The organism is Asticcacaulis endophyticus, assembly GCF_014652575.1.
GTDB classification, from domain to species: Bacteria; Pseudomonadota; Alphaproteobacteria; order Caulobacterales; family Caulobacteraceae; genus Asticcacaulis; species Asticcacaulis endophyticus.
Window position 1 is genome coordinate 548,208 of record NZ_BMZB01000002.1, and the last position, 22,690, is coordinate 570,897.

At 57.9% G+C, this 22,690-nt stretch carries 20 protein-coding genes and 1 tRNA gene; 7 read left to right on the forward strand and 14 right to left on the reverse strand.

The features are described 5' to 3' along the window. Positions 1–11 precede the first annotated feature (11 nt). From IE102_RS10930 to IE102_RS10970, 9 genes are all read right to left on the reverse strand, one after another. Positions 12–1,301, reverse strand: a complete 1,290-nt coding sequence (locus IE102_RS10930; protein ID WP_189486514.1) for a sugar MFS transporter — start codon at positions 1,299–1,301, stop codon at positions 12–14. 12 nt (positions 1,302–1,313) lie between these two features. Next, on the reverse strand, positions 1,314–2,432 hold the full coding sequence (locus IE102_RS10935; RefSeq protein WP_189486515.1) for an acyltransferase family protein: 1,119 nt from the start codon (positions 2,430–2,432) through the stop codon (positions 1,314–1,316). Beyond that, positions 2,432–4,726 carry an alpha-N-acetylglucosaminidase gene (locus tag IE102_RS10940; RefSeq protein WP_189486516.1) on the reverse strand — a complete coding sequence of 765 codons (2,295 nt, stop codon included), beginning with the start codon at positions 4,724–4,726 and terminating at the stop codon, positions 2,432–2,434. Before IE102_RS10940 ends, IE102_RS10935 begins: the two co-directional genes overlap by 1 nt. Positions 4,727–4,872: 146 nt before the next feature. Then, on the reverse strand, positions 4,873–7,560 hold the full coding sequence (locus tag IE102_RS10945) for a TonB-dependent receptor (protein WP_189486517.1): 2,688 nt from the start codon (positions 7,558–7,560) through the stop codon (positions 4,873–4,875). A 609-nt stretch (positions 7,561–8,169) separates the two neighbouring features. Beyond that, positions 8,170–8,922: a FadR/GntR family transcriptional regulator gene (locus IE102_RS10950; protein WP_189486518.1), complete on the reverse strand. Its 753-nt coding sequence runs from the start codon at positions 8,920–8,922 to the stop codon at positions 8,170–8,172. A gap of 161 nt (positions 8,923–9,083) precedes the next feature. Beyond that, positions 9,084–9,668 carry a hypothetical protein gene (locus IE102_RS10955; protein WP_189486519.1) on the reverse strand — a complete coding sequence of 195 codons (585 nt, stop codon included), beginning with the start codon at positions 9,666–9,668 and terminating at the stop codon, positions 9,084–9,086. Between the two features lie 321 nt (positions 9,669–9,989). After that, entirely contained in the window at positions 9,990–10,448 is a 459-nt protein-coding gene (locus tag IE102_RS10960) for a (2Fe-2S)-binding protein (RefSeq protein ID WP_189486520.1), read from the reverse strand. A gap of 20 nt (positions 10,449–10,468) precedes the next feature. Then, positions 10,469–12,640: a xanthine dehydrogenase family protein molybdopterin-binding subunit gene (locus IE102_RS10965; RefSeq protein WP_189486521.1), complete on the reverse strand. Its 2,172-nt coding sequence runs from the start codon at positions 12,638–12,640 to the stop codon at positions 10,469–10,471. Between the two features lie 212 nt (positions 12,641–12,852). Beyond that, positions 12,853–13,743, reverse strand: coding sequence for an AraC family transcriptional regulator (locus IE102_RS10970; protein WP_189486522.1), 891 nt, complete (start codon positions 13,741–13,743; stop codon positions 12,853–12,855). A gap of 168 nt (positions 13,744–13,911) precedes the next feature. Between IE102_RS10970 and IE102_RS10975 the strand changes: the two genes are divergently transcribed. The 5 genes from IE102_RS10975 to IE102_RS17995 all read left to right on the forward strand — a co-directional run bounded on the left by IE102_RS10975 (position 13,912) and on the right by IE102_RS17995 (position 17,973). Next, entirely contained in the window at positions 13,912–15,228 is a 1,317-nt protein-coding gene (locus IE102_RS10975) for an MFS transporter (RefSeq protein WP_189486523.1), read from the forward strand. Positions 15,229–15,330: 102 nt separating this feature from the next. Beyond that, the gene (locus tag IE102_RS10980; RefSeq protein ID WP_229807706.1) at positions 15,331–16,137 is read left to right on the forward strand and encodes a MipA/OmpV family protein; all 807 of its coding nucleotides are present in this window, start codon (positions 15,331–15,333) and stop codon (positions 16,135–16,137) included. A 9-nt stretch (positions 16,138–16,146) separates the two neighbouring features. Further along, positions 16,147–17,061 carry an SDR family oxidoreductase gene (locus tag IE102_RS10985; RefSeq protein ID WP_189486524.1) on the forward strand — a complete coding sequence of 305 codons (915 nt, stop codon included), beginning with the start codon at positions 16,147–16,149 and terminating at the stop codon, positions 17,059–17,061. Between the two features lie 64 nt (positions 17,062–17,125). Further along, the gene (locus IE102_RS10990) at positions 17,126–17,785 is read left to right on the forward strand and encodes an SDR family NAD(P)-dependent oxidoreductase (protein ID WP_268247478.1); all 660 of its coding nucleotides are present in this window, start codon (positions 17,126–17,128) and stop codon (positions 17,783–17,785) included. Further along, positions 17,767–17,973 (forward strand): SDR family oxidoreductase, encoded by a 207-nt coding sequence (locus IE102_RS17995; protein ID WP_268247479.1) that lies wholly within the window; start codon positions 17,767–17,769, stop codon positions 17,971–17,973. The genes IE102_RS10990 and IE102_RS17995 overlap by 19 nt, the downstream gene beginning before the upstream one ends. Before the next feature lie 172 nt (positions 17,974–18,145). Here IE102_RS17995 and IE102_RS10995 read toward each other — a convergent pair. Then, a tRNA-Ser gene (locus IE102_RS10995) sits at positions 18,146–18,235 on the reverse strand. Between the two features lie 153 nt (positions 18,236–18,388). Here IE102_RS10995 and msrA point away from each other — a divergent pair. After that, entirely contained in the window at positions 18,389–19,027 is a 639-nt protein-coding gene (gene msrA, locus IE102_RS11000) for a peptide-methionine (S)-S-oxide reductase MsrA (RefSeq protein WP_189486525.1), read from the forward strand. A 57-nt stretch (positions 19,028–19,084) separates the two neighbouring features. Here the strand turns inward: msrA and IE102_RS11005 are convergent, their stop codons facing one another. Next, positions 19,085–19,939 carry an NAD(P)H-hydrate dehydratase gene (locus IE102_RS11005; RefSeq protein WP_189486526.1) on the reverse strand — a complete coding sequence of 285 codons (855 nt, stop codon included), beginning with the start codon at positions 19,937–19,939 and terminating at the stop codon, positions 19,085–19,087. Then, a complete protein-coding gene (locus IE102_RS11010; protein WP_189486527.1) occupies positions 19,932–20,618 on the reverse strand; it encodes a hypothetical protein in 687 nt (228 codons plus the stop codon). Before IE102_RS11010 ends, IE102_RS11005 begins: the two co-directional genes overlap by 8 nt. 111 nt (positions 20,619–20,729) lie before the next feature. Here IE102_RS11010 and wrbA point away from each other — a divergent pair, with 111 nt between their 5' ends. After that, a complete protein-coding gene (gene wrbA, locus IE102_RS11015) occupies positions 20,730–21,329 on the forward strand; it encodes an NAD(P)H:quinone oxidoreductase (protein ID WP_189486528.1) in 600 nt (199 codons plus the stop codon). A gap of 112 nt (positions 21,330–21,441) precedes the next feature. Here wrbA and IE102_RS11020 read toward each other — a convergent pair whose 3' ends face one another. Next, positions 21,442–22,014, reverse strand: a complete 573-nt coding sequence (locus tag IE102_RS11020; RefSeq protein WP_189486529.1) for a hypothetical protein — start codon at positions 22,012–22,014, stop codon at positions 21,442–21,444. Positions 22,015–22,193: 179 nt separating this feature from the next. Continuing rightward, a complete protein-coding gene (locus tag IE102_RS11025) occupies positions 22,194–22,571 on the reverse strand; it encodes a hypothetical protein (RefSeq protein ID WP_189486530.1) in 378 nt (125 codons plus the stop codon). Positions 22,572–22,690: the final 119 nt, after the last annotated feature.

Sequence of the window (22,690 nt, forward strand, 5' to 3'; positions counted from 1 at the left end):
CGGTAAGAGGACTAAGAATTAACTGAGGCGGCTTTGGCTTTGGCGCTCTGGGTGATGGCAAACAGCGCAAAGACCAGAATATAGAGATAGGCCGGGATCATGATGACGGCAAAGACGGCTTGAAAATCAAAACTGCCTTTGAAGTGGGCGAACAGTTGCGGCAGGACAGCCCCGCCCGCAATGCCCATGATCAGGATGGCTGAACCGGTTTCGGTGAACTTACCCAGACCCTTGATGCCGAGCGGGAAGATCGCCGGCCACATCATGGCATTGGCAAAGCCAAGCGCGGCCACAAACCCGACTGAGACCAGACCGTGGGTCAGGTACGCGCCCAGACAGAACAAAACGCCTAATACCGCCGAGATCGCCAGATAGCGTTCCTGAGAGATGAAGCGTGGGATGATGATCAGGCCGACTACATAGCCGATCAGCATGCCGACCAGAGTGAACGAGGTAAAATACTTGGTGATGTCGAGCGGAATGCCAAAGGCCGCGCCATAGGTGCCGATGGCGTCACCGGCCATAACTTCGACGCCGACATAACAAAACAGCGCCACGAAGCCGAGCCACAGTTGCGGAAAGGCAAATATGCTTTTGCCGGTGGTGTCGGAGGCGGAGCTTTCATTGGCCTGATCGCTGATTTCGGGCAGGGGCGATTTGGCGACGGCAAAGGCCAGCACGGCCAGCAAAGCCGCCATGCCGAGATAGGGCAGGTGGATCTTTTGCGCAAAGGCATCGAGCAGGGCTTCGCGGGCAACGGGATCGGTGGCGGCTTCGACTTGGGCTGCAAATTCACCGACGCCATTGAGCACCAGACCGCCGACGACGATGGGGGCTAGAATCCCTGCGATCTTATTGCAGATGCCCATGAAGGCGATGCGCTGGGCGGCGGAATCAATGGGGCCAAGGATGGAGATATAGGGGTTGGAAGCGGTTTGCAGCAGGGCCAGCCCTGCGCCAATGATAAACAGGCCGGTTAGCGCGCCTTCAAAAATGCGCATGGTCGCCAGTTGGCCGAAGATCGCGGCCCCTACGGCCATGACCAAAAGCCCCAGCGCCATGCCTTTTTTCATGCCGGTCTTTTTCAGGATCGCGGCGGACGGCAAGGCCAGAAAGAAGTAGGACATGTAAAAGACCGTCACCACCAGAAAGGCTTCGACATCTGACAGGGTAAAGGCCAGTTGCACAAAGGTGATCAGCGGTCCGTTCAGCCAGGTCACAAAGCCGAAGATAAAGAACATGCCGCCAATGATGCTCATGGCGAGTAAGGGCGATCGGGTAGTTTCAGACGGTGGCGACATAATGGTGATCCCCTAAAGCTTAATGATGATGTTTTTACGATCCATCCACCAGCCCAGCAGCCAGCAGACGAGCATGTAGACAATGGCGCAGATAAGTGAGCCGATGGCACCGGGCAGAATAGCCTGAAACAGATGGATGCCCACCCAGTCATAAAGTTTGGTGCCAGCCGGTGTGGTGAAGGTTTGCAAGCTGATGACCAGCAGTTCCGAAAACAGATAGATAACGAGCGGATTCTTGCCGAAAATCTCAAAGAATTTGACACCGAAATTGAGTTTCTGAATCTCGGTATAGGTGATCAGGGCCGCCAGTATCAGGCAGTCGATGCCGATGGTCAAAAGCACAAACGACGACGTCCAGATGCGCTTGGATAACGGAAAAAACAGGCTCCAGATCAGGCCCGCGGCGACCAGCGCCACACCCGCGACCAGCATTTTGGATACAGCGGTTCTGTGATCAGACGCCTTAACAATCGCAAGGCCCGCCAGATATCCGGCCAGCACATTGACGATGGCGGGCAGGGTCGAGAACAGACCTTCGGGCTCATAGCCCTTGGCCCCGCCGCGATACATGTGATCGAGGCCAAGTACGGCGCGGTCGATCTGGGCACCGATATTGCCGACCATGCTTAAGGGCTCACCGGCCGGCCCGAATGCCATCAGCGCGACCCAATACCCGAACAACAGCGCGGCACACAGGGCGATGATGCCCTTGACCGGCAGGTAACGCGCAGCAAGGGCTGCCGCACCGTAACAGAGCGCGATGCGTTGCAGCACACCCATGATGCGGGTTTGGCCGACGTCATTAAACGCCCACGATCCGTCGGGTAGTTGGTGCACAAACGGAAACCAGTACATCAGATAGCCGAGCAGGAAAATCAGGGCGGTGCGCTTGGCGACTTTTAGCAGGAACTGATCATTGGGCAGGGTGCGTCGTGACGCGAACGCCATTGAATTGCCGACCGCGAACAGAAACGACGGAAACACAAGGTCGGCCAGCGTAAAGCCAAACCACTGAGCATGCTGAAGCTGGTAGTACGGCTCAGCGCCTGCACCTGACGTATTGACGACGATCATCACGCAGACGGTCAGGCCGCGAAAGACATCCAGAGCGGTGAAACGCAGCCGGTCCATCACGCCTCACTCTGGCGCTTAAGGATCTGGCGCGACAGGGCAAAGGCGTCCTTTGGGCGGCGACGGGTAAAGGTCGCATTTGTTTTTACCCACGCCTGCTCCCACGCGGTGATGTCGCGGGTAAAGGCCACCTGATCGAAGGCCTTGCCCGTCACTGCACTTTGGCGGACGGCGGCCAATAGCTTGGTCCAGCGCGGCAGATAGAAATCCTTATACATCCCCTGCCAGGCCTTGGAGGCGTAGTCATTGAGATTACCAAGTCCCCCCCAAACCGTGACCTGCGCCTTGGCATTGAGGACGTAGTAATCGGATTCCGGCTTGGTGTCGCCGTAGGCGCGGGCCTCATCAATCCAGCTCGACAGGGTGTCGGGTTGATCGCCCAGCAGGGCATCAACCATGATCATCAGGTCGGTGAATTTGGCGCGTTTGGCGTCGCCTGCGGCAAGGTCGCCCTTTTGGTAGTCGGTGATGATCCCCATCAGGAGATAGTCGATCTCTTCGGAGGCCAGATGGCGGACGGCATCGATGACGTCGTGGCGATAAAGCTGTGAGCCTTCAAAACCTTTGAGTGACAAAAATTCCGTCACGGCCTTATGCAGCAAAGCGCGGTCGCCGGGATGGCCCTCAAAGCTGGTGATGGCGGCCTGCGGGCGTTTGAAAACCATATAGGCCCCGGCGGCCTTGTTCCACCAGCGCGGTGTCCAGTATTTGGTGGTGTAGACTGACCTGCGGTAATCGCCCCACGCGCTCAAAAGCGCAGGCGTCGTGCGGCCATAGCGGCCTTTGAGATAGGTTGCGATCCAGTCATCGACGGAACCTTTTCCGCCGCCCCCCCCTATGCCCCAGGCCGCATCAAAACAATACTCATAGGCGATCGAGTTGTTGTGCAGGCCTTCGGGGAACATGCCAAAGCCCTTGAGCGCGCCCGTTTTGGGGTTGCCCTCCAAACGTCCGATATCCTGTTTATAAAAATCGAGATCGGCATAGACCGGGTTCGACGCGCCATAATTATGGACATAGCCGTAGATCCACGGCTTGCCCTGAAAGGCGTCGGTCGTTTGCCACACACCCGGATAGCGGTCATTGCCGATATCGAGGATCATCAGCTTATCGTCCGGCACTTTGCTTAAAAATGCGCCAATGGCGTCCGCCGACCAGAAATGCTTATCGGCCCCGAACAGCCAGCCCTGCATGACCCAGACGGCATCAGGGTTAGCGCCGCGGATTGAGTCGTAAATCGCCTGCCCGTAGGCGGCCAGTCGCTCGGCCTTCAGCGCCGGATCAACGACGGTTTCGGTTTCCTTGGTATTGGCCGTGCCGTCGCCGTACTTGGCGTTTTTCACGTCCGAGCCGTCTTTGGAAATCGGCGGCAGCATCTCATTGAAGCTATCGGCCAGATAGTACTGACCTTCGCCGTAGGTGGCCGTATAAAGCTCGATAAAGCGCTTGGCGATCACGGCAAACAACGGATCGGCCGGATCGAGCCAGTAGGTTTCATGAAAGCCTTCCCACGGCCGCATGGGGTAGATGCCCGCTTCGGGGTGCTTTTGCGCAAAGGCCTTGGGGACATAGCCGCCAAAGGCCGGCAGGATCGGCGTCATGCCCAGATCGCGCATGGATTTGAGCAGCTTGACCTGAAGCACGCGCTTTTTTTCGATCCACGCCTGCGGCACCGGAGCCATATAGCCTTCGATATTGCCCATGCGGTGCCAGGGCGTGAACGCCGGGCCGGAGAAATAGTCGCCCAGTTCGGTATCGCTAAGGCCAAGCTCACGCCACAACGATTGCCAGACAAATTCCTGACCTTCCATGGCCAGCGGCATGTCGATGCCGTGCAGGGCCATCCAGTCGAGTTCTTTCTGCCAGCGCGCCCAGCCCCAGAACGGCGTCGTATAGCCAAAGGTGCAGGTGTTCATATAGACGCGGTGGGCGAACGGCGTGGCAACCTTACCCGTATCGGCGGCGGGCAGGGCGGCGGGCAGGGCCACGCGGTTGCCTTCCCAGCTTACGTTCGCCGCACCGATCGAGGTCAGGTAAGCATAGGCGCCGCGCGTCAGGGCCACCGGCGATGAGCCTTCGATGGCGACCGCGCCCTTGGCGGATTTGACGGCAAAATAGCTGTCCGCCCCGCCGGTAAGCTTAAGTTTTATGTCGTGTGCGCGCTTGCCCATCAGGCGGCCCAAAACGGCGCGGGCGGCGGCGGTTGTGTCCTCAGCCGCAAAGGCGGGCGCGGTGGTAAAGGCGGCGACGGCCAGGGTTTGCATCAGGGCTTGGCGACGTGAAATACCGGACATGACAACCTTTTCGCAGTCGGAACGCTTAAAATCAGGAGAAAGGTGCGAGACCAAAAGCACTGTGAGGGAACCGGGCTTAGGTCTCGCACCCGTAAAGGCGGGGCACAGGGGGAGGGAGATAACCCCGCCTTTATATCAGTTTACGCTTACATTTTATACTGGAACGACAGGTAGTAGCTGGGCCCGGTCACCGCCGTCATCTGCCAGATGTTATCCGTCAGATAATAGGCGTCTTCCTTTTCGTTGGTGATGTTCTGGGCACCGAACGACAGGCTCATCTGCTCATTGATGGTGTAGCCCAGAACGACATCGACCTGAGTGCGGTCTTTGACGATGTGGGTTTCACGGGCAAAGAAGCTGTCGGCTGAGTTTTGCAGATATTCCGAACGATAGTTGGCCGAAACACGGGCACTGAAGGTCGAGTTTTCCCAGTAACCGGTCAGGTTAGCCGTATTTTCAGACAGGTTGCGAAGCTGGAACTTGGCGCTCTTGTCCTGAGTGACGTGGGTGTAGTTGGCAATCACGCCAAAGCCATCCAGCGGCAGAAGGTTGTCCAAGGATTGCTGCCAGTTGACTTCGTAACCCTTGATCATGTTCTTGGATGGATCATTGGCCTTGATATTGATGTCATAGATGCTGCCATTGGCGCTAACGCAATCCGTACCGTTGTCAGTCAGGGCAACGCCTTCAAAACTGGCCGGACAGATGAAGGTATCAAAGGTGCCGTTCTTGACCTCCTTAGCAAAGGCCGACAGGCTGAGGGCATTGCCCTTGCCATAGTACCATTCGATTCCGAGGTCACCCTGATTGGCGGTCAGCGGTTCAAGATCAGCTTCACCCAGAGCGATGGAATAGGTGGTTACGCCGCCTGAAACCGAAGAGTTGATCGTGGTCGCAAGGCTGGTGCTGGAGTCGAGGATCGGACGCACCAGAACCTTGGCGGCCGAGGCACGGACCAGCAGGTTCGGGTTCAGATTGACCACGAAGTTCGCGGACGGCAGGACATTGGTATAGGACTTATCGGTCGAATAGGTGCCGGCGGCGATGCGGACATCGGCGCTGGAGTTCGGGTTCGGGGTGGTCAGGTAGCCGTTGACGGTCTGGTCGGTTTTCTCAACGCGAATGCCGACATTACCGCGCACGCCAAAGCCGAACAGGTCGCCCTTAAGATCAGTCATGGTGTAAACCGACTTAATGTCGCGTTCCAGACCATAGGTGGCTTCGGGGGCGAATTGCAGCGGGATGGTCACGCCTTCGGCAGCCATCATCTCACGATAGCCGTCGATGTCCGGCACGACCCAATTAGTACCAAAGCTGCCTTCGCCGTCGAGGAAGCCGGAGACGGCGTCATTATAGCTGAAGGCCGGGGTAAATTGTGCGGTCGGGTAATAGCCCAGAACCAGACGGTCTCTGCGGGTGCGGTGGCGGTTGAAGTTTTCCTTCTTGTACTTCAGGCCGACGCTGGCCGATTGCAGCCAGCCCATGTCGAGCCAGTATTTGGCATCCAGTTGCGCCGAGGTTTCATCGGTATCGTTGCGGGTCTGGCCACCGTTCGGATACTCATTGCGGGTCAGCTTGTTATAGGCGTAAGACGCCGTATCGTTCAGATCGACCGAGGTGGAGAACTTGACGTTTTCCGGATCAGACATGTCAAGTGTCGCCGATGGAATGGTGATCGCCAGGATCGCGGCTTCTTCGGAGATGTAGCCCTTGCCTTCGGTATAGTTGATCACGCCCTTAAGCGTCAGGTTCTCGATGCCGGTATATTTGAAATCAGCGGTAAGGGCTGAAGATTTCAGATCGCGGGTTTCAAGCTGACGGTTATTTTCGGTCGTGAAGTTGTTGACAACGATTTTGGTCGCCAGCCCGTTCGTGACTTCGTTGACCTGAATGGTGCCAAGACCACCAAACAGAAAGACCTGCTGGTTGACATCATAGGTCGTATAATCGTGAGAATAGATGGCGGTCAGGCCCATCTCCAGATCTTCGCTGGGACGGTACTGAACGGCGGCATTAAGCTGCGAACGCTCGGTTTCGCGGTCGATGCGGCGGTAGCGCGGACGGCGCGGCACCACGGTACCGGCGGGAACGGCGACTGAGCCTGCGGCAAAGGTGTTCGACGCGGTCGTCGTGTACCAGCGGTCCATGAAGCTGTAGTCGGCGCGGTCGTTCAGCTTTTGGTAGCCAGCGCCCAAAAACACGCCCAGCTTGCCGTCAAGGAACTTGTCGCCATAGGTCAGGGTGACTTTCGGCGTAGTATCGGCATCGGCCAGTTCTGAGTTCTGCGCCTTGACCGAAGCCACCAGCGTGCGGCCCTTAAGGTTGAGCGGGCGCACCGTGTCGATATTGATGGTACCGGCCAACCCGCCTGCATCCATGTCAGCGGTTGGAGATTTGATCACCTGAATCCCTGATGCCAGTTCGGTCTGGATCACGTCAAAGCGGAACCCATCGGTAAAGTTAGCACTCTTGAAGGTCTGGCCGTTGACCGTGGTGTAGGCATATTGCGGTCCCAGACCACGGACGGCGATGGTTGAGCCGCGCCCGTTGACGTTACCAATCTGAACGCCGGGAATGCGCTGAATGGCTTCGGCAATGTTCTCAGACGGGAACTTGCCGATGTCTTCGGCGGAAATGCCGTCCGAGACACGGATATCGTCCTTCTTGGCGCGCAAAGCGTCGGCAAGGCTCTTGCGGAAGCCGACAATGACCACCTCTTCGACCGGTGCGTCGGCGGAAGTCGTGGCGGCGGTTTGATCCTGAGCGGTGGCCACGGAGGCCATCAAAAGCCCAGTCAGGGCGGTACTCACTAAGGCATAGTGCTTGAAAGTCATAGATTTATCCCCTTTGGCGTCTGGGCACACCTGCGCATGGGGAGGCAGCTATGTCCCGTCACTCGACACCGTTAAATATTAGATGTTCGGGCAATATCCTTCCGTGCATACCATTTTGTAGGATTGGAAGGCCAATTGCTGGAATTAGACTATGGCTTGAAAAATTGGCCTGTCAATTTCAATGTCGGTTTCGTGAACTTTTTTTGTCAGCCAATTTGCGCTGATTGTCAGTCGCAAGATCGTTGCTGAAATTATTAATAATATATTTCAATAATTTACCTGAATAAATTGTCTAACCAAAATTTTTCTAACGACCAAAAGGTGTGACATTTATGTTATTCTTATCGTGAGGCCTGGCGATGGAACATGCGCATTTGAGCACCAATTGGTAAATTGCGTGTCGCTCATGCCTGTTCTTTTGTAAAAATTGACCAACCTTTTATGACGACTTGGTCTGGTGCGGCGTGCTTCAAGTGCTTTGGCTAAAGATGCGGGGAGGGTCCGATGATCGGATTGGTATGGTCTTCGCTGTGACCACAAATTCCGCCCGTTTTTCGGTGCATTTCTAATTTAAAACAGCAACGAAAGTGGTTGACCAATTTCCGGAAGTTATTGTCCTGCGAAAGCGGCTGTACCCATAGCCGCTTTCAGCCCTTCAAAATGGTGCCACATCTTATGATAGGCGCTGCCGCCATCCCCGAGCTGGAGCGCGGCGATGATCTTCTGGTGCGATTCGGCGGTTTGCTTGCGCCGGACCTCCAGAACCTTGGCGCTATCGGGCAGATCGTTGATGTCTTTACGCCGGCTCCAAAGATAATAGACCGTGCCGGTAAGCTCGGCGTTCTGGGCGGCCTGAGCGATAGCCATATGAACGGCGATTTCCTGTTTTCGTAAGCCCTCAGCGTCCCGGCTCGTGGCATACTGTTCGGCAGCCGTCTTAATCTGATGCAGGGCGGCGTCCGTCATGCGATAGGATGCGATCTGCGCCAAATGGCTTTCCAGCCACTGCTGTGCCACAATTAGCGTCTCCCAGTCGGCAGCGCCGGCGGCAGCCTGGGCGGGCACGGGGACCGTCATGATGCCGGGTGTATTCCGGCTCTCATAGGCCAGCCGGGTAATATAGATGCCCGATCCTTGACGCGACTGGATCAGGCCCTTGACCTCCAGCATCACCAGAGCATCACGGATTACCGCCCGGCCAACCCCATAGGATTCGGCCAGATCCCGTTCAGTCGGCAGCTTGCCCGCCACGCGAAATTCCCCGGTCCAGATCCGGTCGAGCAGTGACTTTCCGACCACTTGATAGGCGCGAACATCCTTGTCGGATTCGGTTGCATCAGAAGGGCTGTCGTTTGCAGGCATGAAGGTCATCCTTAGGCTTTGAGGCCTGGCATCTATTTGTTGCCCAATTAAAGCGCTTTGCGAAAATTGGTCAATGATTATGACGCCTGTTTCCCAATGCCCGGCAAAGACAGATCTTTAAAATGAAAAGCGGCTTTCGCCCTGATCTTTGGTAGCTGTGATCACTTAGCTTTCAGTTCACTTCGGTTTATAAGCCAAGTCATGATCGCGCCAGGCAGCAAGAAGCCACCGGTCACGAGGATGCCATGCAATATGTGTGCGGCTGGCTCATTCAGCGTGGCAACATGCTTCATTGGCGAAAGCCAAGGCGATAGGTTGAGAAACAGAAGCGCCAATACCACGGAAGGCCAAAGCATGCTGACGCCTCGCTTTTCGCTTTGAATCCAAGCATAAACTGCCAACGTCAAAACGAAAACACCTTCAAGTACCCAAGAGGCTACTCCTAATTTCCCCCATAACCCATAGCCCATATGGATATCAGAATTGGGATAAAGTGCCAGATCGCTATTGTGCATCGGCCAGTCAGCGACAAAATGCGAGAATGCTGCAACGAACGCCACTACCGCGATACGCTTGTCTTTGATGAATAATGCGGCCCATGCCGCCGACCAAAATAGCGCCGCTGCGAGCGAATGATCCCAATCTATGTATGTTAAGTCGAAAAACAGAGCATTGTCCGTCGTCTGCCAGTAGCGGGCAGGATTGGCGCAGACGCTCGGGATGCTCAGTCGTATCGATAGCCTCAACCGTCTCGATCAGGCGCTCATGCAAACGTTCGCGTCGGCAATGCCGGGCGGCACCTTGACATACAGATGACAACAGGCGCTGCACCCGCTTTGGCAATCGGGCTTAGACTGATTGGGAAAACCGTAGAGCAGGGCTAAGGCGGCATCCGCGATGGCGGTAGTGTCACGGGCCGCCTCGACCAGACAGGTTGCCTCTGAAAGTGCCTCGCTCAAACCGTATCGTATAAGGGTGAATATGCCTTCATACCGTAAGGCCAGTGACCGGGTGAGGGCGCCCTTGAGCTATCTCACTCGACAGGCGTTCGATTGTGTGGTGTGCGTTCATATCAATGATTTTGAGGCGTCCTTGATGGCATTGCGGATGCGCGGATAGGTGCCGCAGCGGCAGATATTACCGGTCATGGCCGCGTCAATCTCTGCATCGGTGGGTACCTTAATGTCCTTAAGCAACGCGACGGCCGACATGATCTGGCCGGACTGGCAATAGCCGCATTGCGGCACATCAATCTTCAGCCAGGCCGCCTGAACCGCCAGCGCTTCCGGGCCAGAGACGGCCTCGATAGTGGTGACGTCACTGTCGCCCACGGCTGAGATCGGCAATGAACAGGATCGTACCGGTTGGCCATCGACATGAACCGTACACGCGCCGCACTGGGCGACACCGCATCCGTATTTAGTGCCGGTAAGGTGCAGGGTGTCGCGCACTACCCACAACAGAGGCGTGTCGGCATCGACATCGACCGTATGTTGTTTGCCATTAAGACGGATCGTATAGGGCATTTCATAGTCTCCGGCAGGGTTCAGGATTTGACAAATGGCAAAGACAGGGTGGGCTGACCGGTCAGGGCCAGAAGCGCATTGGCAAGCGCGGGCGCCATCAACGGTACGCCCGGCTCCCCCATGCCGGTCGGTGGGTTACCTGACGGGACAATATGGGTTTCAATCACCGGCGCTTCATCAATACGCAGGACGGGCGCGGTGTCGAAATTGGTGGTCTGAACAATGCCGCCCTCAAGCGTCACCCCGCCATAGAGCGCTGCACTCAGGCCAAAGCAGATGCCACCTTCCATCTGGGCCCGGATCTGATCCGGGGCGACGGCAATGCCGCAATCGACGGCGGCTACGACGCGCCTAACCCTGGGTTTGTCATCGATCAGGCTGACCTCTGCGATTTGCGCAACCACGGTGCCAAAACATTCGCACACCGCCACACCGCGCGCCCATCCGGCTTCAAGCGGCTTGCCCCATCCGGCTTTTTCAGCAGCGAGATTAAGCACGCTAAGCCAGCGGGTTTTATGGGTATTGATGTATATCGTGCGGCGGTAATCGACCGGATCGCGGCCCGCGCGCCGGGCCAGTTGATCGACCGTATGTTCCATAACCATGGCCGAATGGGACGCCCCGACGGAGCGCCAGAAACCGGGCGGGATGGCAAGCTGTGGGGTAAATACCTTGCCATCGACTACGGTGGTCGCCGCCAGATAAGGCGATCCATGTATGCCTTCGACGCCGGGTGTATTTGGCCCGACCGGTGTCAGGGATTGCACCACCGTATGGTGCCGCCAGGCGCTAGCAAAGCCATCAGCGCCACTTTTAATCCATAGGCGTTGGTGCGACATGGGGCGGTAGTATCCACCCATCATATCGTCTTCGCGTGTCCAGATCAGCTTGACCGGCCGTCCGCCACCGACATGTTTGGCAATGTGGACGCATTCGACGATATAGTCTGAACTCATCACGCCGCGCCGGCCGAACGAGCCGCCCGCGGGCAGGGTCTCTATCTCCACTGATCCGGGCAGACAGCCGACCACGCGGGCGGTGTTGATCTGATCCATCGTCTGAATCTGTGACGCGGTAATCAGTTTCACTGAGCGGCCATCAACCAAGGCCACGCAGTTCATTGGCTCCATCGGCGCATGGGCCAGATAGGGCAGGTCATAGGTGATTTCGAGCAGGTCGCCTTCGAAAGCGCCTTCGGGATTGCCTGATTTCTGGAAGTGGTCGCCTTTGATGTTGGTCTTGCCTTGCGCGGTGTCACGGTAAAATTTGAACAGGTCTTCGGATGAGCGCATCTCGGCCTTTTCGTCGTCCCAATCAACCTTAAGAGCATCGCGTCCGCGTTTGGCCGTATAGGTATCCGTCGCTACGACCGCGACCCCTGACGGAATCTCAAACACGTCAACTATGCCTGCAATTTTGCGGGCTTCGCTATCGTCAAAGCTTAAGACCTTGCCGCCAAAGCGTGGCGAATGGGCGACCATCGCTACCATCATATCGTTGAGCTGGATGTCCTGCGTATAGCGCTCTGCGCCCGTGATCTTGGCGCGGCTATCCTTGCGCCGGACACGTTCGGTACCAATCAGGGTGAACTGTTTTGGGTCTTTGAGGGGGAGGTTTTCGGGCGGCTTGATTTGGGCGGCGCGCGCCAGCAGGGCCGAAAAGGGCGCGGTCCGGCCGGTCAGCGGATCGGTAATGATACCGTCCTTAACCGTCAGTGAACCCGCCGAGACTTGCCATAAATCAGCCGCCGCCTGCACCAGCATATAGCGCGCGGCGGCCCCGGCCTGTCTTAATTGATCCCAGGAATTGGCAATGCCATTGGAGCCAAAGGTGCCCTGAATGCGGGCGGTGGTATTGCCATAGAGCTTCATATTGGCAGGTGCCGCCTCGATCCGCACCTTGCTCCAGTCGGCGTCCAGTTCTTCGGCGACGATGGCGGCCAGGCCCGCATGGATGCCCTGACCCATCTCCTGATGCTTATTGACAATCGTGACGCTGTTATCTGCGGCAATCCGGATGAACGGGCCAAAGTCCTGTGTCTCAGGTCCTTCGGCACCGAGGCTCAACAGCGTATCAATATTGGCGATACCCGCCCCGACCACCATTGCGCTCCCGGCAAGCCCGCCACCGACGATCAGCTTTCGACGGGTCAGGAACGGGCGACGCGGCTTGGTATCGGATTGGTCGGGCATGGCCAGTTTCCTGTCAGGCGCGGTCGGAAACGCGCGGTGGTTAGCGGCCGACTGCGCGCCGCAGATGTGGTCTGCGGTTAATCCGTTAGCGTTGGTGGTTGATTTTGGCTTACCCCTAGGGAGAGGGATGGCCGATAATTAGGTTACCGCGTCACTGGCGCGGATTGAATGCCTGAACGTGCAAATTTCTTGCCTGATCCTACAGGGTTCTGTCAGGCGGGCATGGGCCGCAGCGTCATCAGGCTGCGTTTAGGGGCCATGCCGAACATGCGGGAATATTCACGGCTGAACTGAGAGGCGCTCTCATACCCCACCTGATAGGCAGCGTCCGACACATTGGCGGCATCGGCCATCAGGAGACGGCGCGCCTCCAGCAAACGCAACTGCTTTTGGTACTGGAGCGGCGACATCGAGGTCATACGCTTAAAATGCTGGTGGAAGGATGACGGGCTCATGCGCGCCTCAGACGCCAGTGCCTCGACACGTATGGTTTTGGCGAGGTTATCCCGGATCAGGTAAATGGCGTTGGCCACCCGCTCCATATTGCTCTCCGGCAGGGCCAGCTTACGCAGTTGCGCCCCGTGCGGTCCGCTCAGCAGCCAGTAATAGATTTCCTTCATGATCGACGGGTAAAGCACAGGCACCGCCTTTGGCGTATCCGACAGGCGCACCAGTCGTAGAATACATTCGGCCAGCCGGTCATCGACCTTGCCCACAAACACGCATCGGGCGGATTCCGGCGTCGCCGGTATGTCGTCGACCTGCTCCATGACCTCTCGCATCATGGCGCTGTCGAAATCAATGACCACGCCGACATAAGGCTCTGTCGGACTGGCCTCGACAATACGGCCGGAACCCGGCACTTCGACACTGACAACCAGAAATTCCATAGCGCGGTAATCGAGCTGCTCATCCCCCAGCAGGATTTCCTTGGACCCCTGCAAGGTCACACACATGGACGGCTTATAGATCTTGCGCATCGGCATCATGGCCTGAAAGCAGCGCAGGATATTGACGTTGCTGACGGCGGTTTTAAACACGCCCTGACCGCCGCCCTGAGCGTCGGCATAGGCCGTAACGTCCCTGAGTAGTCCGGCAAGCATAGGCGATGCCCCGACTGCCGTGGGCGATAACGGTCTGGGGTGCAATTGAACCACCTTAGAGTCCGGCTTTGCAGGAATAGGCAAGTTTATTGAGGTTTCAGGCATTTTGATCATCGACATTTCCCTTTAGCTTGATTTTGCCCAATCGTACTAAAGTGAAAGCTGGCCATGTCAGACAATGCTGAGACCCAAAGAATTGAGCCGAACGCGCTGACTTGTCAACCCCCGGCCATAAACCCTGACTATGTGCAGGGCTGGCGCTTTGGGGCCGTCCTTGCCACGCTTCTATTGATAAACGCGGTCAGCCAGATCGACCGGATACTGCCCTATATCCTGGCGGAAGCCATCAAAACAGACCTGTCGCTGAGCGATACCCAGATCGGCCTGATGACCGGTATCGCTTTTGCGGTCTGCTATACCCTGTTATCTCTGCCATTGGCCCGTCAGGCGGATCGCGGCTCACCCCGGATGGTGCTGCTCACCTGCCTTTTGGTGTGGAGCGCCATGACGGCGATGGGCGGTATGGCCGCCAGCTTTGTGTTTCTGGCCCTGACCCGCTTTGGCGTGGCCTTTGGTGAGGCGGGTGCCATACCCTCCGGCCATGCCATCATTGCCCGCATCATCCGGCCCGACCGGCGCGGACTGGCGATCGGCCTGTTCTCCATGGGAATCCCGCTGGGGACGATGGTTGGGTTTGCCGCCGGTGGCGCCATCGGTGATAGTTTGGGTTGGCGCACAGCCCTTATCGGCGCCGGTGCCCTGGGCGGTCTGGTAGCCGTGCTGGCCTATCTGGTCATACCCCCGACGCCGCGCATTGCCCAAGCCGCCACAAAGCCGGAACCTTTTCTGGCCTCAAGCCTGCGTCTGCTCTCAGTGCCCGCGTTTCGCTGGCTGGTCATTGCGGGGGTAGCCCTCGGTTTTGCGTCTGCCCCCTTTTATGCCTTTTCGGCGCCATTCCTGATCCGCACCCACGGTTTTACGGCCAGCGAAGTTGGCATGTCCTTTGGTTTGCTTCAGGGGTTGATGGGCATTATCGGCACGCTCGTCGGCGGACGTGGCTTTGACCGGGCGGTCCGATCCGGCACGGGTCGTGTGCTGGGGCCACCTGCCGTACTGTTCCTGGTCTCCAGCGTGACGGTCACGGCGGCCCTGTTCACCCCCGTCGGGTGGGTAGCCATTCTGCTGTTCGTGCCAACCATGCTGGCTTTTGCCTTCCTGCTGCCGTGGGCGTTTGGGGCTGCCCATCTGGTGGCCGGGCCGGGCAAGCAGGCTATGGCCTCAAGTCTGGTGATGATTGCCTCGGGCCTTCTGGGGCCGGCGCTGGCACCGCTGATGGTCGGCATGATCAGCGATGCGACCACCGAAGCGCAGATACCCAACGGGCTGGGACTTGGCCTGTTGATCGTGCCTGTAGCCTGCGTCCTGTCAGCCATCGCCTGCCTGATTGCTAATCGGCGTATCGCGGACCTTATCCGTAAAACCTAAAGCGAAAACATAGCCTTAGACCTCATCCCTTTCGGACATCCATGTACCGGAATGTGAACAAACACGCCTGAAATTCATAGTTTCAATCGCAAGGAAATGAACATGCTGACCTACAAAACTTACTTTTTAGGCTGTGGAATAGTGATGGCAGGGGCCGTACTTGGCACCGCCGCCGCCGCGCAAGATCGACCATCAGACGGCTCGCTTCACGGCGTGGTCGCCCTCGGTGTCGGGGTTATGCCTGAGTATGATGGTGCTGAGGATATGCGCGTCATACCTTTTGCCTTTGGCGATATTCGCTGGCGGCACGTCAATATCGAAGTGCGCGGCCTGCGCGCCCGGGCCGATCTGATCCCCAATGCCCGCCTGTCGGCAGGCCCCGTCATTGGGGCGCGTTTGTCGCGCGATGATGCGGACGGCGCGGTAGGTCTGTTGCCGGACATTGACACCGCCTTTGAAGCCGGGGCGTTCGTCGGTTACCGCTTCGGCGGCCGGGAAGGTGGGGTGGGCTCCCTCCAGACCGAATTGACGGTTCTGCGCGATGTGTCCAGCACTCATGAAGGGGTTCTGGCCACCGCCAGCGCCAGTTACTACGCCGTTCGCAAGCCTGATTTCTCCCTGACCTTTGACGCGCAAACGACCTGGGCCAGCGAAGACTATGCCCGGACCTATTTCGGGGTTGATCCGGCTTCGTCGTCGGCCAGCGGCCTTGCTGCCTACAGACCCGACTCCGGTTTCAAGGATGTCGGAGTCGGCGTCTCCGCCGGTTACTGGTTCAATAAGAGTCTGGGCGTCGTGGGAAGGGTGGGGGTCAACTATCTGGTCGGTGATATTGCCGACAGCCCCATCACCGACCTCGGCAGCCGCTGGCAACCCACGGCGGGCATCACTTTGGCTTATAGCTTCTAAGGTATCATCATGGTTAAGTGGACATCTTCTAATATGCCCTCCCAAAAAGGCCGGTCAGCGGTGGTTACCGGCACGGGCGGTCTGGGCTTTGAAACGGCTTTGGCTCTGGCTCAGGCCGGGGCAGAGGTTATCATCGCCGGGCGCAACCCTAAAAAAGGGGTGGTGGCGGTGGCGGCCATTCTAGAAACCGTCCCTGCCGCCGATGTGCGCTTTGAGGCGCTCGATCTGGCCAGTCTGGCCTCAGTCGCTGATTTTGGCCGCCGGTTGCGCAACCAAAGACTGAGCCTCGATATTCTGATCAATAATGCCGGGGTGATGCGGCCCCCGAAACGGCGCATGACCGAAGACGGGTTCGAGTTGCAACTGGGCACCAACTATCTGGGCCATTTTGCGCTTACCGCCCACCTGATGCCGCTGCTGCGTCAGTCAAAGTCGGCGCGGGTCTTGACCTTATCGAGCATTGCCGCCCGTCAGGGTGCCATAGACTTTAACGACCTGAATGCCGAAGTAAACTATCGCCCCATGCCGGTCTATGCCCAGTCGAAACTGGCCTGTCTGATGTTTGCCTTGGAGCTTCAGCGCCGCAGCGAGGCCGCTGGCTGGGGTGTGACCAGTCTGGCGTCCCATCCGGGCCTGTCGCGTACCAACCTTTTGTACAATTCGGCCGGCCGCTGGAGCTCCGTCGGTATATTGCGCAGCCTTCTGGGGTTCATGTTCCAGCCGGTGGCGCATGGGGCGTGGCCGACTTTATTTGCCGCCACCTCGCCACTGGCCCAGCCCGGCAACTATATCGGGCCGGAGCGGATGAGCGAAACCCGCGGCTATCCGACCTTGGCCAAGATGCCTGCGCCCGCGCTCGATCAGGCTGACGCCAAACGCTTGTGGGAACTGTCGGAAACCTTAACCGGCGTCCGATTTTGGTGACGAAAAATAATCCAGCCAAGCCTTAATCCGAAATCCTCTTTTAATCCCATCAAGAATTTTTCTTATGTCTTATACTCAAAATTCGCGCCGTAATTTTCTGGCGCTCAGTGCGGCGGCACCCGCCGCATTGACCCTGTCGGGTGCCGCCTCCGCGCAAACGTCCAAAGCCAGTGAGGGCACCCTTCCCGGTGCTGGCCGGGCGGCGATCGTCACCGGCTCATCACGCGGCATCGGCGCCGCCACGGCCAAACGTTTGGCTAAAAGCGGCTTTGCCGTGACCATAAACTACCTGACCAGCGCCGACCTGGCGGCACAGGTGGTGCGCGACATCGTTGCAGCGGGCGGTCGCGCTATCCATCAGCAAGCTGACGTCGCCGATCCGGCCGCCGTCAAGGCGCTGTTTGATGCCAATGACAAGGCGTTTGGCGGCGTCGATGTGGTCATCAGTAATGCCGGCATCATGAATGTCGCCCCCTTCGCCCAGATGACGGATGAGGCTTTCCACCGCATGATGCTTACCAATATCAGGGGCAGCTTCAACGTCTTGCGCGAAGCGGCCCGTCGTACCCGTGATGGCGGTCGGATCATTACCCTGAGTTCAACCTCAATCCGCGCCCGCCGGGCCACTCACGGCGCCTATGCCGCGTCCAAAGCCGCTCAGGAAGCTATGCCGGATGTCTGGCCAAGGAACTGGCGGGGCGGCGTATCTCGGTCAATGCGGTAGCGCCCGGCCCGACCAATACCCTCTTGCTGGACATACCGGCGCCGATGCGCGCTCAGGCCGCCCAGATGACCCCTTATGGCCGCATCGGTGAACCCGAAGATGTCGCGAACGCTATCGCGGCCCTGTGTCTAAGTGACGGTGAATGGATCAACGGCCAGCTTGTCTTCGCCAATGGTGGGTTTTTCTGAATTCATCTTTGGTGCGCCGGGGTGACGAAAAGGACGAAGAAGCCAAACGCCACCGTCTCCATCAATACACTCAGCCTAGTGCCTCTACAGGCCGCTGAGTACCGAACCAAAAGCGTGGGCAAGGCTTTTTCTGAATTGGAAAATATTTAAATCAATTATTTAATTGAATAAATGGCGGACAGAGAGGGATTCGAACCCTCGGTACGCTTGCACGTACACACGCTTTCCAAGCGTGCGCGATCGACCACTCCGCCACCTGTCCGCATTATTCCCGCAGGTCTGAACTGTCGCGGGAAGGCGGCGTTTATACCCACCCATCGCGAAAGCGCAAGTCCTAATGGCTATGGCGTTTCGTTTTTTGCGTCCTATATAAGAAATCCGAGTTCATTATCCCCAATTTCAAGGTTGTTTTCCCATGTTCGGTTTGAAAACTCAAATGATTTCAAAAGATCAGGCCCTGACCGGCCGTCCTGATCCGCTCCCTACCGACGATATCCATGCTGTGCTGGGTACCCCGATCAAGGGGCCTTTCCCGGAAGGTTTGGAAACGGTCGTGGTGGCGATGGGCTGTTTCTGGGGCGTGGAGCGGCTGTTCTGGAAGCAGGACGGTGTTTATTCGACGGCGGCCGGCTATATTGGCGGCTATACGCCCAACCCGACCTATAAAGAAGTGTGCTCAGGTCAGACCGGCCATACCGAAGGCGTGCAGATCGTTTATGATCCGGCCAAAATCAGCTTCAACCAGTTGCTGAAACTGTTCTGGGAGGAGCATAACCCGACCCAAGGCCACCGTCAGGGCAATGATGTCGGCACCCAGTACCGATCGGCCATCTTTGCCCGTACCGACGCTCAGTATCAGGCAGCGCTGGCCTCAAAAGCGGCGTTTGAGGCAGGCCTTAAGGCTCGCGGTTTGGGTGAGATCACTACGGAAATCTTTGGTCCCGATGAGGATACGCCCTTTTACTACGCCGAGGATTACCATCAGGGCTATTTAGAGAAAAACCCTGGCGGCTATTGCGGCCTCAAAGGCACCGGCGTGGTCTGCGCGATTTAGCCGTTGTTTTGACGCGCATCTTGCCCAAAAACCGTGCAACACTTTTTGGGATGCGCTTTAGCCGTGCACATTAAAGCCATTGTGGCCGAGTGACAGGCCCTGCCAGACGCGGGGTAGCTGATCGGGCAGGTCTTCGGCGATCAGGCCGGGACCAAACAGATAGGCGGCCTCAGCGTGCATCCAGCCGGCGGCACAGGCGGCCTCAAACGCGGGCATCCCTTGGGCCAGCAAGCTGACGCACAATCCGGCCAGCACATCGCCTGATCCGGCGGTGGCTAACCATTCAGAGGCATTTTTGTTGATCACCACCCGACCGTCAGGGGCGGCAATGACTGTATCGCGGCCTTTGAGCACAACCACCGCACCGCTTTTGCGGGCTGCGGCCACAGCGTCAGCTTCGCGGTGGGTGACCTTGCCAAACAGACGAACGAACTCGCCTTCGTGCGGGGTGAGGATGGTGGGTGCGGTGATAGCCTCGAACAGGGTATCGGGTGCGCCTTCAAACACGCTCAACGCATCGGCATCCAGCACGCAGGACTTACCGGCCTGTAACGCCGCCAGCACCAACGTTCGTGTTCGGTCAGTGACCCCTGCCGCAGGCCCCATCAGCACACCGGTGATGCGCGGATCGCTGATCAATTCGGCAAACGTCTCTGCGTCCTTGACCGGCTTGGTCATGACGGCCTCACACGCCACGGCATAGACCATCAGGGCCGACGGATCGCAGGCGATGCTGACCAATCCCGCCCCGCCGCGCAAGGCTGCCCGCGCCGACAGCCGCGCCGCCCCGGTAGACGCCACAGGCCCGCCCAGCACGACCGCATGGCCGCGATCATATTTGTTGCCGTCCGGCTTGGGCCAGTTGAGCGCCTCAGCCCACAGGGCCGGGCTGTTATCGACAGGGTCAGGCATTGCTGGCTCCCGATGACGCCGATGGCTTTTTAGCGCGGGCCTTGGGTTTTGCGGTTTTAGGGGCCGCTTTTTTAGCCTGCACTTTTTTAGTAGGTGCGGTTTTCGCGTCTGTTTTAGGTTTCGGCGTTTTCTTTTTAGTAGGCGCTTTGGGTGCCGCCGGGGCAGGGGCGGCCATCACGATCGGCATCAACGGTTCAGTACCATCGGCAAACGGCACCAGAACCGACAAATCCCGGACTGAGCACCTGTGATTATAGCGGGCCATGCAGCGGTGGTTCAGCCGCGCCCAGTCTTCGACCATCGCGGCCTGCTGCTCATAGCCATATTTCTTGAACGCCTGATCCGGCAAGATTTTATATTTATAGCGCCCGCGCTCACGGAACATGTACTTGAAGATGTTCATGCCCTTTTGGTACTGCCACACATGGGTCAGCTCATGGGCCAAAAGCCCGACCAGTTCAGGCTTGGCCGACAGATCTTCGGGCAGGCGGGGCCAGTAGATGTACGACCCGCGCACCACAATGACATGGCGGTGACCCAGGATATAGCGCGCCAGCCAGCCGACCGGGTGGCGGGCATTGATCAGGCGCACCCGCTTAAGGTCGATCATATCCGCCATCCGGCCGGGCAGGGCCTTGATTTCGGCATCACTCAGAGGGCGGTTAGGGGGCGGTTTCATGCTGGGGTCGGGCACTTCATGGGTCTAAAAATCACGCAATTGTCACTACGCTAAACCACCTGTTGAACCTAATGTCGAGGCGATTTTCAGACCCTACAGCAGGAGATTTACATGGCCAAGATACTCGTACTTTATTATTCGTCCTACGGCCATATTGAAACCATGGCGGGTGCGATCGCCGAAGGGGCGCGCAAAGCCGGGGCCACGGTCGATATCAAGCGCGTGCCGGAAACCGCGCCGTTAGAGGTGGCCAAGGCCGCGCATTTCAAGCTGGATCAGGCCGCCCCCATTGCGACCATAGCCGAACTGGCGGATTACGATGCGATCATCATCGGCACGGGCACGCGCTTTGGGCGGATCACGTCGCAGATGGCGGTGTTCCTGGATCAGGCGGGCGGGCTGTGGGCCAAGGGCGCGCTCAATGGCAAGGTCGGGGCGGCGTTTACCTCAACCGCCACCCAGCACGGCGGGCAGGAGACGACGCTGTTTTCCATCATCACCAACCTGCTGCATTTCGGGATGGTGATCGTGGGCCTGCCCTACAGCTTTCAGGGGCAGATGCGCCTGGATGAAGTCACCGGCGGCTCACCATACGGGGCCACGACGATTGCCGGCGGCGACGGATCACGTCAGCCGTCGGAGAACGAGCTTGCGGGCGCGCGTCATCAGGGCGAACTGGTCGCACAGACGGCGATGAAGTTGTTTGGGTAAGGGAAGGTAAAGAGCCCCCACCACCCCCTTTTTATACCTCCCTGGCTTGCCGGGGAGGGGGACCGCACGAAATTGCCGTTAGGCAATGAGATGTGGTGGTGGGGGCTCTTACTTAACCGCCGCCGTAATCCGGTCGTTCCGGAGGTCGCCAATACTGAACCGGCGCGCGCAGAGGGTCTTGCGTATCAATAACCCGCGCTAAGGGCGGCTCAGGTTTGGGCGCAGGGGCCGTGACCTCATCGGACAGGTCATCAATCAGGTCGTCGTCTTCGTCGCCGTAGCCTTCAAAATCCTGTGTCCAGTCACTATACACAGGCGGCGCGAGGGCCGGAACCGGCGCAGGCGCGGGCTTAAGTGTTTTGGCTTCCTCCGCTTCACGCATCAGCCGCAAACCGTTGACGCGGTCCACCCAGTAGGCGTGGTGTTCGGCGCGTCTTTGCGCGGCCTCAGCCGCCTCTTGTTCAGGGGTGAGCGGAGGCGGGGGCGCGCGGCGTTCAGCTATATCGACGCGGGCATAGAGCCGCTCGATCAACAGGCCGATGCGCACGGTGCGCTCAAGCTCAGGCACATCCTGCGGCGGAGCTAAGTCTTCGAGGTGATCCAGCATCCGGTCGGCAAAGGCCCGCAGCCGCGCGCGCCGTTCTTGCGGCGTGTAGCTTTCAGCGGTGTGTGGGTCGGATGTCATCCCCTAAGCATGGGCCAAACCGACAGAACGGGGATAAGTTCTCTTCTCCTCCCTGTGCCTGCGCTCAAGCAGCGAAGCGGTAGCGCGCTAAAAGGCATGGGGAGGTGGCGCGGCGCAGTCCGCGACGGAGGGGGATGGCTGAGGTCGGATTCGATGCTTCGACGTGTAGTCAAAACTTCTTATGTCAGCAAACTTTTGGAATACATCCACATTTGAGCGTTTGCTTCTAGTCTAGTTGTTTCATTTACAGCTTTAATTGCTATGGAGCGCTTTGCTCCAGTAGCGGAATGCCCAATGGTAAATCGTGAGAATTGGTCAAGGTCTCTTCCCCAGCGATCAATTACAGCAATATTTTCCGGTGTGAAAAACGAGCAAAATTCATCCATTTTGCCGACAAATCTACCGTATTGGTCGATTGCTTTGCGCAATTCTGAGGCTGAGATGTTTACAGCATTTGCGTCATGAAGGTCAGCAATGCGCTTATCAACCGATGCTTGATCCATTTCGCAACGATGCTTCGTGACTAAAGTTTCCGCTTTATCAATATAGTGTTTCACACTTAGATTTCCGCTTAATGCAAGGTGCCCGGAAACTTTGCCGTAGGATCGAAACTGCCCATTTGAGGTGCCCCTAGATTGCTAGACACCTTGCGCCTTCAAAATGCGTTGTCTGTTTT